The organism is Acidobacteriota bacterium, assembly GCA_022562055.1.
GTDB lineage: Bacteria > Actinomycetota > Acidimicrobiia > Spongiisociales > UBA5794 > BMS3BBIN02.
The window spans coordinates 1-16,503 of sequence record JADFQA010000013.1; the positions used below are offsets into that span (position 1 = coordinate 1).

Annotated in this window: 18 protein-coding genes; 12 read left to right on the forward strand and 6 right to left on the reverse strand. The window is 59.5% G+C overall.

What is annotated here, in order from left to right:
- Nucleotides 1–313 precede the first annotated feature (313 nt).
- A complete protein-coding gene (locus IIC71_06040; GenBank protein ID MCH7668746.1) occupies nt 314–598 on the forward strand; it encodes a hypothetical protein in 285 nt (94 codons plus the stop codon).
- Between the two features lie 109 nt (nt 599–707).
- Nucleotides 708–1,343, forward strand: a complete 636-nt coding sequence (locus IIC71_06045; GenBank protein ID MCH7668747.1) for a class I SAM-dependent methyltransferase — start codon at nt 708–710, stop codon at nt 1,341–1,343.
- A 53-nt stretch (nt 1,344–1,396) separates the two neighbouring features.
- Here the strand turns inward: IIC71_06045 and IIC71_06050 are convergent, their stop codons facing one another.
- The 3 genes from IIC71_06050 to IIC71_06060 form a co-directional block, all read right to left on the reverse strand.
- Nucleotides 1,397–1,555 (reverse strand): thioredoxin family protein, encoded by a 159-nt coding sequence (locus IIC71_06050; GenBank protein ID MCH7668748.1) that lies wholly within the window; start codon nt 1,553–1,555, stop codon nt 1,397–1,399.
- A 385-nt stretch (nt 1,556–1,940) separates the two neighbouring features.
- Entirely contained in the window at nt 1,941–2,609 is a 669-nt protein-coding gene (locus IIC71_06055) for a queuosine precursor transporter (GenBank protein ID MCH7668749.1), read from the reverse strand.
- Between the two features lie 56 nt (nt 2,610–2,665).
- Nucleotides 2,666–3,055 carry a TIGR03618 family F420-dependent PPOX class oxidoreductase gene (locus tag IIC71_06060; GenBank protein ID MCH7668750.1) on the reverse strand — a complete coding sequence of 130 codons (390 nt, stop codon included), beginning with the start codon at nt 3,053–3,055 and terminating at the stop codon, nt 2,666–2,668.
- A 97-nt stretch (nt 3,056–3,152) separates the two neighbouring features.
- On the opposite strand from IIC71_06060, the gene IIC71_06065 reads away from it, so the two are divergent.
- The 4 genes from IIC71_06065 to IIC71_06080 all read left to right on the forward strand — a co-directional run bounded on the left by IIC71_06065 (nt 3,153) and on the right by IIC71_06080 (nt 9,120).
- A complete protein-coding gene (locus IIC71_06065) occupies nt 3,153–5,051 on the forward strand; it encodes a propionyl-CoA synthetase (protein MCH7668751.1) in 1,899 nt (632 codons plus the stop codon).
- A gap of 53 nt (nt 5,052–5,104) precedes the next feature.
- Nucleotides 5,105–5,872, forward strand: coding sequence for an SDR family oxidoreductase (locus IIC71_06070; protein MCH7668752.1), 768 nt, complete (start codon nt 5,105–5,107; stop codon nt 5,870–5,872).
- Nucleotides 5,869–7,044, forward strand: a complete 1,176-nt coding sequence (locus IIC71_06075) for an aminotransferase class V-fold PLP-dependent enzyme (GenBank protein MCH7668753.1) — start codon at nt 5,869–5,871, stop codon at nt 7,042–7,044. Before IIC71_06070 ends, IIC71_06075 begins: the two co-directional genes overlap by 4 nt.
- Nucleotides 7,045–7,179: 135 nt before the next feature.
- Nucleotides 7,180–9,120 (forward strand): ABC transporter ATP-binding protein, encoded by a 1,941-nt coding sequence (locus tag IIC71_06080; protein ID MCH7668754.1) that lies wholly within the window; start codon nt 7,180–7,182, stop codon nt 9,118–9,120.
- Between the two features lie 22 nt (nt 9,121–9,142).
- On the opposite strand, the gene IIC71_06085 is transcribed toward IIC71_06080, so the two are convergent.
- From IIC71_06085 to IIC71_06095, 3 genes are all read right to left on the reverse strand, one after another.
- Nucleotides 9,143–10,384 carry a DUF4032 domain-containing protein gene (locus IIC71_06085; GenBank protein ID MCH7668755.1) on the reverse strand — a complete coding sequence of 414 codons (1,242 nt, stop codon included), beginning with the start codon at nt 10,382–10,384 and terminating at the stop codon, nt 9,143–9,145.
- Between the two features lie 228 nt (nt 10,385–10,612).
- Nucleotides 10,613–11,020, reverse strand: a complete 408-nt coding sequence (locus tag IIC71_06090; protein ID MCH7668756.1) for a nitroreductase family deazaflavin-dependent oxidoreductase — start codon at nt 11,018–11,020, stop codon at nt 10,613–10,615.
- Between the two features lie 92 nt (nt 11,021–11,112).
- Nucleotides 11,113–12,075, reverse strand: coding sequence for an LCP family protein (locus tag IIC71_06095; GenBank protein MCH7668757.1), 963 nt, complete (start codon nt 12,073–12,075; stop codon nt 11,113–11,115).
- 137 nt (nt 12,076–12,212) lie between these two features.
- Here IIC71_06095 and IIC71_06100 point away from each other — a divergent pair, with 137 nt between their 5' ends.
- From IIC71_06100 to IIC71_06125, 6 genes are all read left to right on the forward strand, one after another.
- Complete coding sequence (locus IIC71_06100; protein ID MCH7668758.1) at nt 12,213–12,656, forward strand: nucleoside deaminase; 444 nt, start codon at nt 12,213–12,215, stop codon at nt 12,654–12,656.
- 44 nt (nt 12,657–12,700) lie between these two features.
- Nucleotides 12,701–14,368, forward strand: coding sequence for a dihydroxy-acid dehydratase (ilvD, locus tag IIC71_06105; protein MCH7668759.1), 1,668 nt, complete (start codon nt 12,701–12,703; stop codon nt 14,366–14,368).
- A 233-nt stretch (nt 14,369–14,601) separates the two neighbouring features.
- Entirely contained in the window at nt 14,602–14,763 is a 162-nt protein-coding gene (locus tag IIC71_06110) for a hypothetical protein (protein MCH7668760.1), read from the forward strand.
- 126 nt (nt 14,764–14,889) lie between these two features.
- On the forward strand, nt 14,890–15,093 hold the full coding sequence (locus IIC71_06115; protein MCH7668761.1) for an Rdx family protein: 204 nt from the start codon (nt 14,890–14,892) through the stop codon (nt 15,091–15,093).
- Nucleotides 15,093–15,992, forward strand: coding sequence for a DMT family transporter (locus tag IIC71_06120; GenBank protein MCH7668762.1), 900 nt, complete (start codon nt 15,093–15,095; stop codon nt 15,990–15,992). Before IIC71_06115 ends, IIC71_06120 begins: the two co-directional genes overlap by 1 nt.
- An 88-nt stretch (nt 15,993–16,080) precedes the next feature.
- A complete protein-coding gene (locus IIC71_06125; protein MCH7668763.1) occupies nt 16,081–16,500 on the forward strand; it encodes a cyclic nucleotide-binding domain-containing protein in 420 nt (139 codons plus the stop codon).
- Nucleotides 16,501–16,503 lie beyond the last annotated feature (3 nt).

Genomic DNA, 16,503 nt, shown 5'->3' on the forward strand with positions numbered 1-16,503 from the left:
CGCGAGAGGGTGGGAGGGAGCGGGAAATGGTGAGAAACGTTGAGAGGCGAAAACCCAGTCAGGACAGGCGTTTCACGGGTTTCCCCAGGTCAGCGGCACCCCCAGAATCGGGCTCATAACCCGAAGGGCGCTGGTTCAAATCCTGGCCTCGCTATGAAGAAAGCCCTTGTCTGATGGTTGCCGTCCGGGGCTTGGTCGTGTGTTCTGCTGTTCTACCGGCGGCTATCCGGTAGAGGGATCCGGGTTGAGGAGGGCGGCCATGCTGGCGGCGGCTTCGGTGTGCGTCTCGTCGAGGATGTGCTGATAGGTCGCCATGGTGACCGCCGGACTGGAACGGCCGCGCCGTGCGAAGACGACCTTGAGCGGCCCGCAGGTTGCGGAGCACGGCGCTGCCTATGTGGGGCAGCACGTGAAGGTGGACCATCCGCTGGTAGCCGGCGAAGATGCCTGGCGCGGCCTGGACCTCTCTGGCGGGCAGCCGGCAGCGCAGCTAGAACCCGGTGCCCGTGAGCTGCGGATGTCGGCCGGCTCTATGATCCTGCCGTTCGGCGCTGAGTCGGGCGGATCCGTGCCGCACCATGGAACGGACCTGGCCTGAGGCGTTCGCCGGATGTGCTGTCCGGCCTGGACTATCATCGCTGGAAGCTGCGGTGGTCAGTGCATCTCGATGGCTGGAGGAATCGGTGGTTTCGGCAGACGATTCGGCAATGTTGGATGCTCAGCGGGATCATTGGGAGTTGGTGCTTTCCGCGAACGTCGATTTGTTCGGGCTCGATCCAAGCGAGTCGGCGGTGGCCGCGGCGACGGGCTTCGAGGAGGCGGATGCCGTGGATTTGTTGGAGCTGGGGGCCGGCCAGGGACGTGACACGTTGTATCTGGCGGCAGCCGGGTTCTCAGTCACGGCGTTGGACTACACGGAGACCTCGTTTCGGACCATCGGCACCAAGGCTGCCGAGCAGGGGGCGAGTGTGGTGTGTGTCCGCCATGATGTCCGTGGGTCGCTGCCATTCCCCGATGGGTCGTTCGATGTGTGTTATTCGCACATGTTGTTCTGTATGGCGTTGACGACGGGCCAGCTCGAGGCGCTGGCCGCTGAGGTGCGGCGGGTACTGCGTCCCGGTGGTCTGGTGACCTACACCGCGCGGACAACCGACGACGCTCACCACGGAACTGGAATCTATCGGGGTGACGACATGTACGAGCATGGTGGGTTCATTGTGCACTTCTTCGACCAGGAACTGATCGAACGTCTGTCGGTCGGTTACAAGATCGTCGACCGATTCAACTTTGAAGAGGCCGGTTTACCACGGCGGCTCGTGTCGGTGACGATGCGGAGGCCCTGAGTATCGCTTCGGCCCCATCTACGGAGTACGGATCCTGGGTTGAGAGGCATGCTTTACGTGCTTAGCTGTGCTCGTGAGCGAACGGCATCGGAAAGTTCCTCGACACCCGGTACGGTTCCGGCGGCGGTGACATCGCCACCGATCATGAGCGTCGGGATGGCGGGGACCCGATACGAGGTGATCTGCTCGTAGTCGGAGACGACGTCGATCAAACCTACCGGATGCCAATCGGTACCCCCTTTGGACTCGTGAGCCAGCAGATCTTCGAAGGCGCCGGGTACACCGTGTGGTATCCGGCAAGTGATCGTTGTACGCCCTCCCCCGAACAGGGATGTAGCGTACGTGCCCGTCTCGACGACGTGGCCGCGCGGACTCAGCTAGTGGAGGTCGGCGTGGATTCCTACATAGTGTTAATCCGAGTGGGTCAGTACGCCAGGCCGTGATCAGGCGCGGAGGTGCCCAACGTGGTTCTTGTCGCGTGCTCTTTGACATCCTTCGTTCGACGTCGGCCGTCTGATCGAAGTCGTTGATTGTCGTACGGGCGTCACCCGGCGGACCCTTTCCTCCGGTCGATGTCGGAGCTCTGCCAGTCGGCTGTCACATCTGGGCGTCGACGAGTTCTTCTTCGTCTACTGCGCGGCCGGGTCGTACCAGGTAGATGAGTGGGATGGATAGCAGCGTCACGATGCCTTTGATCAGGATGTTTGTGCGGATGATGTCGGCCACGACCGCGCCCGAGAACACACCACCGAATGCGATGAGCGCAAATATGACGGAGTCGATCGGAATGGCGACGATGTTGGATGACAGCACCCTTCCCCATTGCATTCGTTCGCCGAAGTTCTTCACCCAGCGGGAGTAGATCTCGGTGTCGACAAGTTCGGAGATCACCTCGGCAATGATCGATGCAAACACGATTCTCCATACGGGTCCGAGCACGTCGCCAAACAACTCTGACTGGGGTCCTGTTTCCGGGATCAGGTTCATGTTCGTCACGATCCAGAACAACCCAGCCATCACAAGGTTGATCGCTGCACTGGCAAAGATCAGCGTCCGTGCGACTCTCTTACCGGCGACCTTGTGGACCATGTCGCGAAGGGTGAACGTGATCGGATAGATCAGCGTGCCTCCGTCCATTGCGAACCCGCCGATGTCGACAATGCGCAGACTGGTGATGTCGGCAAGGAGCTGCGCTGACACGTAGGCGGCGGCAAGAAGCGCCAGGATCTGGGCACTTCGGACGGTCATCTTGGCTGCCGAACTCATGGTCGCAAGCGTACTCGGAGGAGCAGGCCGCTGATTGTCACTCAACCAGCGGACGGCTAGCCGCTGAAGGAGTCAATTTCCACGGTGCAGTTCAACCGAACCTCGCCCTCTTGCGTCCACGGATACTCATCGAGATCAAGGTACTTCTTGGCGAGCTGGTTGATGAGCCACTTCCCATTGGTATCGGTCTCGACGACACGGCCCTGCATCGTCACGTTGTGATACGCATCACCGGCAGCCACGAAGCTGATCGAGACCCGTGCGTCGCGTTGTAGGTTGTTGGCCTTCACCCGGCCGAGCACAGTGCTGAACAATAGGTTGTCGCCGTCGCGATCAATCCACATCGCGGTGACGTGAGACGCACCGTCATCAAGCGTGGTCGCGATGAAGACCATCATCTTCTCGTCGACCATGTCCTTGATGCTCTGAGGAAGCTCTACACCCATGGTTTGACTCCTTCTCCAGGGTGCCCCATCGTAGGTCCCCTCGACGATCTCCGCCGACGCCGGTCATGGGGCCGGTGCCATTCGCTATCTTGAGTCCATGACCGACTCATTCCATGCCACATACAGGCGATCATTGGACCATCCTGAAGAGTTCTGGGCAGAAGCGGCACAAGACATTGACTGGACCAAACCGTGGCACACGGTGCTTGACCGCCAGGCAACACCGGCCGCTCGGTGGTTCGTCGGGGGAGAGATGAACACGTGTTACAACGCGCTCGACCGGCACGTCGAGCGTGGTCGAGCCGAGCAAGCCGCCCTGATCTACGACAGTGCAGTCAGGGGCGTGGTCGAAACGTACACCTACGCCAGTCTTCTCGATCGCGTCGCACGGTTCGCCGGAGTTCTCGTCGCTCGCGGTGTCGGCAAGGGTGATCGAGTCATCATCTACATGCCGATGATTCCCCAAGCGGTCATTGCAATGTTGGCGTGCGCGAGGATCGGCGCTGTCCACTCTGTCGTGTTCGGCGGGTTCGCCGCAGGTGAGCTCGCTGTGCGCATCGACGACTGTGAGCCGAAGGCCATCGTTTCGGCTTCGTGCGGTATCGAGGTCGATCGGATAATCGAGTACAAGCCCCTTCTCGATCGGGCGATTGAGATGGCGACGCACAAACCCGATCATTGTGTCATCTATCAGCGCGACATGTTGACAGCCGACATGCAGTCGGGTCGAGACCTCGACTGGGAGGAGGAGATGTCGATGGCGGCACCGCACGACTGCGTTCCGGTCGCGGCCACCGACCCGCTGTACATCCTCTACACGTCGGGGACAACGGGACAGCCGAAGGGGATCGTTCGAGACAACGGTGGCCACGCCGTTGCCCTGAAGTGGTCGATGCAGAACGTCTACGACGTGAGTCCCGGAGAGGTGTGGTGGGCGGCATCCGATGTCGGTTGGGTCGTAGGTCACTCCTACATTGTTTACGCCCCCCTCATGCACGGCTGCACATCGGTGCTTTACGAAGGTAAGCCGGTCGGAACGCCGGATGCCGGTGCGTTCTGGAGAGTCATTGCAGACCACGGTGTCGTGAGCATGTTCACCGCTCCGACCGCTATCCGAGTGATCCGCCAGCATGACCCGGACGCATCGTTGCTCGCCGACCATGACCTGAGCAGGTTGCGATCACTGTTCTTAGCCGGAGAGCGCCTTGACCCGGCAACGCTCGCCTGGTCAGAGGAGAAGCTGGGCGTTCCGGTAATCGACCATTGGTGGCAAACCGAAACCGGTTGGGCGATTGCAGCGACATCGCTGGGCATAGACAGCTCCCCAGTGAAGCCTGGTTCTCCGGGGCGACCGGTTCCGGGGTGGGAGGTGGCGGTGCTTGGTCCAAACGGTGCTGAACTTCCAGCAGGCGAGATCGGTGCGCTGTGTGTGAAGCTCCCGATGCCTCCGAGTTCGTTTCCGACACTCTGGAATGCGGAGCAACGGTTTGTTGAAACCTACCTCTCCGGGTTCGCGGGATTCTATGAGACTGCCGACGCGGGTTTTATCGACGACACCGGTTACGTCTTTGTCATGGCTCGGACCGACGACATCATCAACGTTGCCGGTCATCGTCTTTCCACCGGTGCTCTCGAAGAGGTGCTCATGTCGCATCCTTTGGTTGCCGAGTGCGCCGTGATCGGTGTCGCGGATGATCTGAAAGGGCAGCTTCCGATCGGGTTGCTGGTTCTCCAGGTCGGTGTCGATCAGAACACCGAAGACGTTGTTAGCGATGTGGTTGCTGCGGTTCGTGAGCAGATCGGTCCGGTCGCGGCGTTCAAGTCGACTGCTGTCGTCAAGCGTCTTCCGAAAACACGGTCTGGCAAGATACTCAGAGGAACGATCGCCAAAATCGCTAATGACGAGGCCTGGAAGATGCCGGCCACGGTCGATGATCCGGCGATCTTCGACGAGATCACCGAAGCGCTGGGCACGATCGGCTACCCACATCGGTAGTGACCGACCAAGGCGACGATCACTTCTAAGCTCCGGCTCAGAAACGGAGGCACATGGATACGGGACTTGCAGGCAAGGGAGTGTTGGTCACCGGTGGCGCCGGCGGCATCGGTACTGAGATCGTGCGTGCTTTTGCGCAGGAGGGCGCCAAGGTTGTGGTCCACTACCACACCTCTCGGGACGCAGCTGTGGAGCTCGCAGCCGAGATCGATGGTGTCGCCCTTGGTGCCGATCTGACCGACGAGGCCGAGGCGGACGCGCTCATACCCGCCGCCGTCGAAGCTCTTGGTCGGCTTGACGTTGTGTGTGCCAACGCCGGGTGGTGGCCTGGCGATGACACGCCCATTTGGGAAATGGACCTTGAGCGGTGGCGCACCACCATCGACGCCAATCTCACGACAACCTTCCTTACGGCGCGGGCCTTTTTTCGCCACCTCGTGACCACAAGAACAGGTTCGCTGATCTTGACGGCGTCGACCGCCGGACAGTTCGGCGAAGCAGGTCACTCGGACTACGCGGCTGCCAAAGGCGCCCTCCAGTCAGGGCTTTTGCTGTCTCTCAAGAACGAGGCTGCCCGTATCGGAGATGGCGTGCGGGTGAACGCGATCAACCCGGGATGGATCGTTACTCCGCGCAAGGAAGGATCGATCACACAGGACCACGTTGAGTGGGCAACCGCAACTATGTCGCTCAAAAAACTGGGGAGACCTCAGGATGTTGCTACCGCTGCTGTGATGCTTGCGTCGGACACCATCTCAGGGCACGTCTCGGGTCAGGTGATCACGGTGGCCGGCGGTATGGAGGGGAGGATCATTCAATGATTGATGTTGCCGCAGTTCGCGCCGACACACCCGGCGTCGACCATGTTGTTCACTTCAACAACGCAGGGGCGTCTCTCATGCCTCGGCCCGTGTATGACAAGATCACTGAGGTTCTCAAGGAGGAGTTTCTCGGGGGTGGGTACGAAGCAGAGCGCGCTCACGTCGAAGAGATCCAAGCTGTCTACACCTCGCTCGCAAGACTCGTCAACGGGGCAGTGGACGAGATCGCGGTCGTCGACAACGCGACTGTCGGGTGGCAGCAGGCGTTCTATGGCATGCGGTTCGAGCCTGGTGATCAGGTGTTAACGACGACCACTGAGTACGGCGCTAATTTTGTGGCCTACCTCCAGATCGCGCAGCGGAAGGGGATTACTGTCGACATTGTTCCTGATACCGAGACCGGCGAGATGGACGTTACCGCGCTGGAATCGATGATCACGGACCGCACCAAGTTGATCTCCATCAACCACATGCCGACGAGCGGTGGCCTCGTCAATCCAGTTGCTGAGGTGGGGAAGGTTGCCCGGAGTGCTGGTGTGCCATTCCTTCTCGATGCGTGTCAGACGCTTGGGCAGATGCCAATTGATGTTGAAGCTATTGGCTGTGACATGGTCATGGGTACGAGTCGTAAGTTTCTGCGCGGTCCGCGTGGTGTCGGATTTCTTTGGGTACGGGGCTCGATGTTGGACAGGCTCGATCCGATCGTGCTCGACCACCATGGCGCTAAATGGACGTCTCCGACGAGTTTCAGACCGGTCGCTACCGCACGACGGTTTGAGCATTGGGAGTCGATGATCGCGGCAAAAATCGGGTTTGGTGTCGCTGTTGATTACGCACTTGATCTTGGACTTGAGTTGATCTGGGAAAGGGTCCAGGACTTGTCGAGCGAATTGCGTGTACGGCTTCAGGAAACTCCTGGTGTGACCCTTCACGACCGTGGTCGGGTACAGGGCGCAATCGTTACATTTGATGTTGCCGGGGTGGATCCGCACGTGGTTCGTGATGTGCTCAAGTCGGGCGGCATCAATGTGTCTTTCAGTACCCGCGCTTCGAGTGTTATCGACTTTGATCGGCGCGGTATCACGTCGCTTGTCCGTGCGGCGCCGCATTACTTCAATACGAGTGACGAAATCGGCACACTTGCCGAGGCGGTTGGCGGTTTGGTGCTCTGACAGGCGGCGACCGTTTTTCCGTTAGGGACTGTATGGTTCCGCTCCAACACGGTGCCGAAGTCTTGTAACCGGACGGCTGAATCCCGAGAGGCAGGGGGCGTGTTTGGCGATGTAGCGCGGGTGTAAAATTGTCGCATGATGCACGGAAGTTCCTTCGGCGCGTTCATGCGCCAAGATGATTCTCAGTCACCTCCACCGATCGACCGTGCATTGCTCAGGCGCGTACTGACTTACGCGACTCCGTACCGGCCTCAGCTTGTCGTCGTTCTCATAACCATCTTCGTGATCTCGACGTTGACGCTCGGCCCACCGCTGCTCATGCGGACGTTGATCGACACGGCCATTCCCAAGGAGAACCTCAGCTTGGTGACATGGTTGGGCCTCGGCATGGTCGCGATCCCGTTGATCAATGGAGTGGTCGGCGTTCTCCAGCGGCGGGCAACAGCGCAGATGGGCGAGGGCATCATCTTCGACCTGAGAGGGCAGCTGTTCGACCATCTCCAGTCGATGTCGCTCGGGTTCTACACGAACACAAAGACCGGTGAGCTGATGAGCCGCCTGAACTCCGACGTGATCGGCGCCCAGCAGGCCGTCACTGCGACGTTCGTGTCGTTGGTGGCAAACACTTTCACCGTCATTGTGACGTCAATCATCATGCTGAGACTCGAATGGCGCCTCACGCTGCTGGCAATTTCGATACTGCCGGCGTTCATCTACGCATCGCGTAAGGTCGGCGTCCGACTGCGGGAAGTGCGTCGACTCCAGATGGTGAACAACGCGACCATGAACGCGATTATGCAGGAGACCCTGTCGGTTTCTGGGGCGCTGCTGGTCAAGTTGTTTGGTAGGGCGACCTACGAATCGGACCGTTTTAGTAACTCTGCTGCCCATGTGCGCGATCTCGGTGTTCGTCAGGCAGTGATCGGAAGATGGTTCTTCATGGCGCTCGGGCTGCTCTCGGCACTTGGTACGGCAGTGACCTTCTGGCTTGGCGCCGTATTTGTCATCAACGGTGCCATCACTATCGGTACGGTTGTCGCACTCAGCGCGTACCTCGGCTTGCTCTACGGTCCGCTCACCGCGCTTGCAAACGCCAGGGTTGAGTTCACGACTTCGATGGTTTCGTTCGAGCGCGTGTTCGAGGTGCTTGACCTACCGCTCGATGTGCCTCTGCCGGTCGACCCAGTGGACCTGGAGAACGTTGCCGGCTTGGTCGAGTTCCGCGACGTCTCGTTTGCTTACCAGGCGACTGCTGGTGCCGGTCTTGAGTCTGTGGCACGGTTTGGTTGGGGAGACAGCGGACAAACCGACGACATCCTCCGGCAGCGCTCGTCTGCGTTGACCCTCCAGGATGTGTCCTTCGTCATCCACCCTGGGCAGACCGTCGCCCTCGTTGGGCCGTCGGGCGCTGGCAAGACGACGATGACGTACCTGGTGCCGAGGTTGTATGACGTAGTCAGCGGGGCCGTGTTGATCGACGGTATCGACGTTCGCAACATCTCTCCCCGCACGCTGTCTCAGGCAGTAGGCGTCGTCACTCAAGAGACGTATTTGTTCCATGACACAATCGAGGCGAACCTCAGATACGCGAAGCCATCAGCAACCCTTGACGAGATGCGTGCTGCGGCCGACGCGGCGAACATACTCGACTACATCGATTCGTTACCTGACGGTTTCGCAACCAGGGTCGGCGAGCGCGGATATCGACTCTCCGGCGGCGAAAAACAGCGCGTCGCCATTGCGAGAGTGATCTTGAAGAACCCGTCGATTCTGATCCTCGACGAGGCGACCTCGCATCTCGATTCGCAGTCTGAGGCGCTCGTGCAAGACGCGTTGGAGCGCGTGATGCGGGACCGCACGTCGCTTGTCATTGCCCATCGCCTGTCGACCATTGTGAACGCCGACGCCATCCTCGTCGTCGACAACGGGCGCATACAAGAGACCGGGACTCACGAAGAGCTGCTTGCCCAATCGGGACTGTATGCCACCTTGTTCGAGAAACAGTTCAGGGACGTTTCGGCTGATGGAGCGGACAGGGCTGACGCCACAGAGCGGGCCGACGCCGCTGACAGATAGATCTGCGTCTGCGGCAACCGGTTCAACCGTCGCCGAGACTTGCCTGTGACGCCCGAGTCGGTTTGACTGCTGAGCTCTTGAACCCGGGGAATCCCGCCGCCTGCCACGAGTCGTATGCCTCCGAGTTTGGGATGTCGCGCATCTGCCGCTTGGCCTCCTCAAGGCGAAAACCGAGGAAGTCGCTGTAGGCCTGGAGCGCATCTTGGTCGGGTAGGTCGTCGACGATTTTCAGCATCAACGGTTCGAATATTGCTGATCGCCACTTGATCGCTGCGACCGCCTTGCCAGTCTTCGACATCCTTCCGAATTTGACTTCGTGATAGTTGAGGTCTGACAAGATGACCTGGGCCTGGTTTTCGGAAGCGTCGATGCCAGCGATTTGCCGAAGCCGCTGGGAGTGGTGATGACGTCCGCCAACTTTCACCCGAATTTTCACATTTGCTCCATCGTCGACCGGGATCAGATTGATATCGTCGATTGCGAACCCGAGGTCGTTGAGGCGGGTGATGCGTTCCCTAATTCGATAGTGGTCGCCCGCGGTGACGATCAGTGACGTCGTAAGCTCCTTCCACAGGCCGTGGTAGCGAGCAGCGATGTCGTTCCCGAGGGTCAGGTCCGCATCGTCGAGGTCGCCACCCTGCTCGACGGCGATGTCGGCCATCTCGCCCGCGACGTTCATCTCCATGATCTCCAGATCCTCCAAGCGTTGGCCCCTGGACATCCGCGAATACACCCGCGACGTCTCCGCGTCGATCATGATCGCTTCGATCAGCGAGGCGTCCCACCGGTATAACGTGTTCGAGAGCGAGCAGTCACCCCAGTACAACCCGTTGAGGTGCAACTCCACGAGTAGCCCGGCGAAGGCGTCGAGGAGCGCGTCTCGCTGGTTCCCGAATCCGTGCCCTGACACGAGGTCCCGATACGGGAAGGCGTGGGGCACATACGCCGTGATAACAGCACCAGACCATTCTCGGTCCCGCGGGACCCAGGGGCGTTCGACGGACCCGACCGCGCGGGCGGTGTGGCGGGTGGCGTCTTCCATCGAGCGAAGTACCTTGAACTCGTGTCTGGCGAGATGCAGCGGCATTTCCTTGATTGCGTACACGCCTTCGCTGTATGCAACGAAGACGACGGGGTGTCGATGAATACCTTTCGGCATCTCTACGAGGCGGTCATGTGTCCACTCAGAGATCGGTGTCGCCCAATCGAGATCGACAAAGTCAGGATGACCGAGTCTGGTGTGAATGTGCGGTGTATTGATCATCTGAGTCCGGTTCCCACTCGGCTTGGCAGAAGGCATTACCGAAGCCTTCAGAACATGACAAACTCGTCCCCGCCTGGTCCGGCGGGAAGCTTGTTGGTCGTCACGCTACACACGCTTCGACGTAGCAGGCGCAAGTGATCGCCGCGTCAGTCACTGGGACGAACGAGAGTGGCGGTGTGCGATCACGGCGGAGCCGGCCCCCGAGATCTCACACAAGAGAAGTCCCCGTCAGTCCTTTGGTTGGAGAACAATGACCGGGATCTGGCGAGTTGTCATTCCCTCATACTCGGCGAAGTTTGCAAAGTCCGCCTTCTGCTTCTCCCAGATTGGTGACCGCTCATCGTCGCTCAAGACACGAGCTGTAACTGGGAGGGTCTCGGTTCCGACCTCGATCCTTGCATCGGGATTGGCAACGATGTTGTGGTACCAGGCCGGGCTACTCGGTGCGCCAGCGGCCGACGCAAAAATTGCGTACGCTTTGTCGAGCTGTTGAAACATCAGAGGATGAACGCGAGATTGACCACTCTTCGCCCCGGTACTGTGGAGGAGCAGCAGCGACGCTCCTTCGAACATGCCCCCGACCTTGCCCGCGTTCTGGCGGAACTCGTTGACAATGTCACTGTTGAAGTCACTCATACCGTCCCTTTTCGTCTGGAGAGATGGACACACAATAGGGGTGACGCGCTGCTAGAGATGACGCGCATCCTCGAAGGGTGCCAACGGATGAACTATTCGGGCGGGAACGGGGTCCCTGCCCTGAACGCTGCCAACAACTCCGAAGCGGCTGGCTCGATAGTGATCACATACGACACGCCGTTCTGGTTGGCGATTTCTACGGGTAAGGTTCGCATTTCTAGTTGGTCGGCGTTGAGCGATAGGCCAGCCCGACCAAGCTCGAGTAGCACGCCTGGTGTCACCCCTTCATCTGCTGTGATCTGCTCTGCGAACGTGCCGACGAAACCCGGCAGGTTGAATGCCGAACCAACCCTCGTCGCCTGTTTGAACATGGTCAAAAGTACTTCCTGTTGGCGACCCGTGCGGCCGATATCGCTGCCGCGAACGCTTACCCACTTGCCGTTCTGTTTTTCCTGGTAAAAGCGGGATCGTGCGTATGCGAGCGCCATCTCACCGTCAAGCCGCTGTGTCCCAGCTTCGACGTTGAGGCCAGATTTCCTGTCGCGAGCGGGGTAATCGAAGGTGATTTCAATGCCGCCGAGCGAATCGACGATGCGCCCGAATCCGCCGAAGTCGATCTCAATGTAGTTGTTGATCGAAATGGCGAAGTTGCTCTGGATTGTTTGGATCAGCAGATCTGGACCGCCAAACACGAAGGCGGCATTGATTTTGTTCACCCCTCGGCCGGGAATGTCGACCTTCAGATCTCGAGGAAGCGAAATCAACTGGCCGGTGCCGTCCTTGTTGATCTGGGCGATCATGATCACGTCGGTGCGTTTGCCGGAGAAGTTGCCGAAGTTGTCTTCCCAATCCTCGGGGAGATCCTCGCGGGAGTCGCTGCCAACGAGCAGCAGCGTTCGTGGCTCGTTCTCGACGACCGGCCGGAGCGATGTCAACTCCGATGCCGGGATCTTGTCGATCTTCGCATCCGCCCACAAGATAAACCCGACCGCGCCGAACACCATCGTGATGGCGACGAGGAGAAACCCGAGGAGTACCTTCTTCGTGCGAGACATCCGTCTCTTCGTGGGTGCGGGCGCGGGTGGTTGCAGTTGATCGTGCATGGGGGTTGTCCTGCGTTCGACGTGAGGACCGGGCCTGAAGGATAGTGCAACCCTGCGTGAACGCACGTTCGCATGCGTATGGTTACGGCATGGACGATCACGGATATCTCAGTTTGGCAATCGCAGAGGCGCGTAACGGTCTCGCCGAAGGGGGCATCCCCATTGGTGCAGTTCTCGTGGCCGGAGGCGACGTGCTTGGTCGCGGGCGCAACCGCCGTGTGCAGATGGGGTCAGCAATCCGACATGGCGAAACCGATGCCCTTGAAGCCGCGGGACGACAGCCAGCGTCAGTTTACCAACGGGCAACAATGTATACGACACTCTCGCCATGTGACATGTGCACGGGCGCAATTCTGCTGTACGGCATCCCGCGTGTCGTGATCGGAGAGAACACGACGTTTGTTGGCGGCGAGAGTTACCTGCGTCAACGCGGCGTCAACGTGACCAATCTTGACTCCGCAGAATGCAAACAGCTTATGGCCGATTTCATCGCCGCCAGCCCAGAACTGTGGAACGAAGACATTGGTGAGTAACGGTTCGTGAAACCGAAGTCTTTGCGGCGCACTATTGTCGTGGTATGAGCATCAAGATCCACTCCCAGGATGTCACGATCGGTCCGGCTAGTGCCGGCGCCCGTGCAATGCTGCGTGCCGTCGGCCTCGGCGAAGATGACTTTGCGAAAGCGCAGGTCGGCGTCGTGTCGGCCGGAAACGAAGTTACACCGTGCAACCTGACGGGTCCAGAGCTTGCCGGCCTCGCCAAGCAAGGTGTACGTGCAGCTGAAGGCGTCGCACTTACGTTCGCAACTATCGCGGTTTCGGACGGCATCGCGATGGGTCACGAGGGGATGCGCGCCTCGCTCGTTTCCCGCGAGGTGATTGCCGACTCGGTCGAGTTGATGATGCACGCGCAGCGTTTTGATGCAATGGTGTCGATCGCGGGGTGCGACAAGTCGTTACCCGGCATGTTGATGGCAGCAGCGCGGCACAACCTACCCTCGGTGTTCCTTTATGGTGGATCGAGTCTGCCCGGCAACTACAAGGGTAAAGACATTTCAATCGTCGATGTTTTCCAGAGCATCGGTGCTCACAGCGAAGGGCTAATCGACGACGCCGAATTACTCGCGATTGAGCAATCCGCTTGCCCGGGCGTCGGGTCGTGTGCTGGGATGTTCACCGCAAACACCATGGCATCTGTCGGAGAGGCGATTGGCATGTCGCTGCCGGGTACCGCAACATTGGCAGCGTCCGACCCGCGTTTGAGAGAATTTGCACGTCAGTCCGGTGAGGCGGTCATGGGTCTGCTGAGGGCCGATATCCGCCCTCGCGACATCATGACTTCCGATGCATTCGAAAACGCGATCACCCTGGTCATGGCGCTCGGAGGGTCGACAAACGCAGTTCTGCATCTCATGGCCATAGCGCACGAGGCCGGAGTCGATCTCAAGCTCGAAGACTTCGATGAGATCTCCCGTCGCACCCCGCATCTCGGCGATCTCAAACCGTTCGGAAAGTATCATATGATCGATTTCGACCGTATCGGCGGTGTTCCGGTCGTGCTGAAGGCTTTGTTGGACGGTGGACTTTTGTACGGCGATTGCATCACGGTGACAGGAAAGACGATGGCCGAGAACCTCGCTGGAGTCGAGTTCCCCAGCGGCCAAGACGTCGTGCTGCCGCTTGAAAATCCGATCGCCACGCAAGGAGGCATCGCGATTTTGCGCGGAAATCTCAGCCCCCAGGGTGCCGTTGTGAAGATTGCAGGCATCGAGTTGGATGTGTTTGAGGGGCTGGCGCGCGTGTTTGATGACGAACAACACGCCCTCCAGGCCATGTGGGATCACGATCTCCGTGCCGGCGATGTCGTGATCATCCGCTACGAGGGACCCAAGGGCGGCCCCGGTATGCGTGAAATGCTCGCGATCACCGCGGCCATCAAGGGAGCCGGTCTTGGCAACGACATTCTGCTCATAACCGACGGTCGGTTCTCGGGTGGCACCACCGGTCTATGTATCGGTCATGTGGCTCCCGAGGCAGCGCACGGTGGTCCGATCGGTCTTATCGAAGAGGGTGACCGGATACGCGTCGACGTCTCTGCCCGGACTCTGGACATATTGGTGGACGACGCAACGCTCGATGCCCGCCGGGAGAAGTGGGAGTGCATCCCTGCGCGCTACACGACGGGTGTGCTCGCAAAATATGCCAAGCTCGTCGGTTCCGCCGAAAACGGAGCCGTCTGCGACTGAGGATCGTCGAGATATCGGATCACGTCAGCGTTTGTGGCCCGGTTCGTTGATTCTTTTCGCGCTCTGGTGTTGCTGGCAGGTCGGTACGGAGCTAGAGGATTGTGCGTTTGACCGTGAGCAAAGGCGGGTTTTAACGAAATTCGCTTGCGATCAACGGTCGGCGGTCGCCACCGCGGCATGTGCGCTAGCGGGGTCTCACGCCACGCGAGACCGCCATCACTCCCGCTCGGCCCGTGGTTGTACAAGACCCAATTTCTGATGCGGCGGCGGGGCCCGCCGGGGGGTTGGGCCTCGTGATTGGTGTAGCCCGTCAAGACAACGGAGAAGCTCTGGCCGCGGCGGGAGCTGACGTCGTTGTCACGGTCCTTGCTGACGTTTCGACGGTTGGCTTCTAGGGTACGCCCACCGATTTCGCTGATGAGGGTCGTCTCGTGCAGGCACCAACAGACGCTACAGTGCTGGGCATGAAAATTTCGATTGAATACTGCGTCGCCTGAAACTACACAGGCCGTGCGGTCAGCATGGCAGAAGGACTGCTCAAAGAATTTGAGCAGTACATCGACGATTTTACTTTGATCCCCTCAAGAGGAGGCGTGTTCGAAGTGCAGGTTGGCGATACCTTGGTGTACTCCAAGATTGAGACTGAGCGCCACGCTGAGTACGAAGAGGTCGCGGCCCCGATCCGTAAGATTCTCGACAGGCCCGATCCCGAACCCACCCAGTAGTGACCGGCAGCCGCAAGACTCTGTCGACCTCTGAGGGTTCGCACAGTGGCGACTTCCAGAAGCGACATTGGCTGCTCGTTGCCATCGTCGCTCTGGTGTTCGGTTCAGCTTTCTTTTGGATTGCACTTGCGCTGCGGTCCTTCGATCCCCGGTTCCTTGCCGTGGCCCGTGTTGCACTCGGTGCTGGCGCGCTGTCGCTGATCCCGTCCGCCCGCAAGAGAATCGAACGCGTCGACTACCTTCGGATCATCATTGCAGGTGTGGTCGGTCAAGCTGCACCAGCCATATTGTTCGCTCTCGCCGAGCAGCGAATTGAGTCTGCCCTGACAGGTATGATCACCGGTGCTGCTCCGATAACGGCTGCGATCTGGGCTGCCCTCTTTATGGCTAAATTGCCCCCTCGTCGGCGAGTTTTGGGGCTCGCCATCGGTTCCGTGGGCATCGTGATTCTGTCGCTGCCATCGCTGGGGGAGGGCGGTTCGAGTCTCCTCGGGGTGCTCTTTGTCATCATTGGAATTTCGGGATACGGCCTCGCCGCGAACCTGCTTGTCCCGATGCAGCCGAAATACGGTTCGCCGACCGTTATTTTGTGGGCGCTGATTGTTGCGACAGTTGTGTTGGCACCGATCGGCATTCCGGCATACAGCGCGGGTGCGTCGTCGGAATCGATTGGTGCGCTTTTGATTCTCGGAGTGGTCGGCACCGGTTTGGCGCGGACGGTGCATGTGTCGTTGATCGGAAGAGTCGGGGCATCTCGTGGATCTGTGATCGGCTATTTTCTACCCCTTGTTGCCCTCTTCCTTGGCGTCGTTGTACTCGACGAGACCATTGTTGCGATTCAGCTCGTCGGTATGGTCGTGGTGGTGTTCGGCGCCTACGTCCTCAGCCGAGCCGACTGACGTCGCGTCTCAATACGTCCCTGGAATCACTGAGTGTGCGCGCACTCATGCTTGCTAATCTGCGTAGGATCGTCGAGAGGGACCACCCATGGACACTGCTGAATTTCTACGAGGTACACCGCTGTTTGCGAGTTGCTCTGATAAGCACGTCAAAAGCATCGCAAGACTGGCGCGTAGGAGAACTGTCGCGGCGGGCGAAAAGATTATTCGTGAAGACAGTCAAAGCACCATGGGGTTTTACATGCTTGTTGAGGGATCCGCCGTGGTAACACGCGGGGATCACCTGCTCGCCGAGTACGCCCCCGGCGACTACTTCGGTGAAATCGCTCTGCTGCTTGATGACACGGTGCGGACTGCCACGGTGTCGGCCAAGACCGACGTCACTGTCTTGGTCATCACTCGGTGGGATTTTCGAGCGCTCGTCAAGACGAATCCTGAGATCGCGGTCGAGCTGATGGCGGTGTTGGCGAAGCGCCTTGCGGATACCGACCGAGTGCTCAGCGAATAGGGC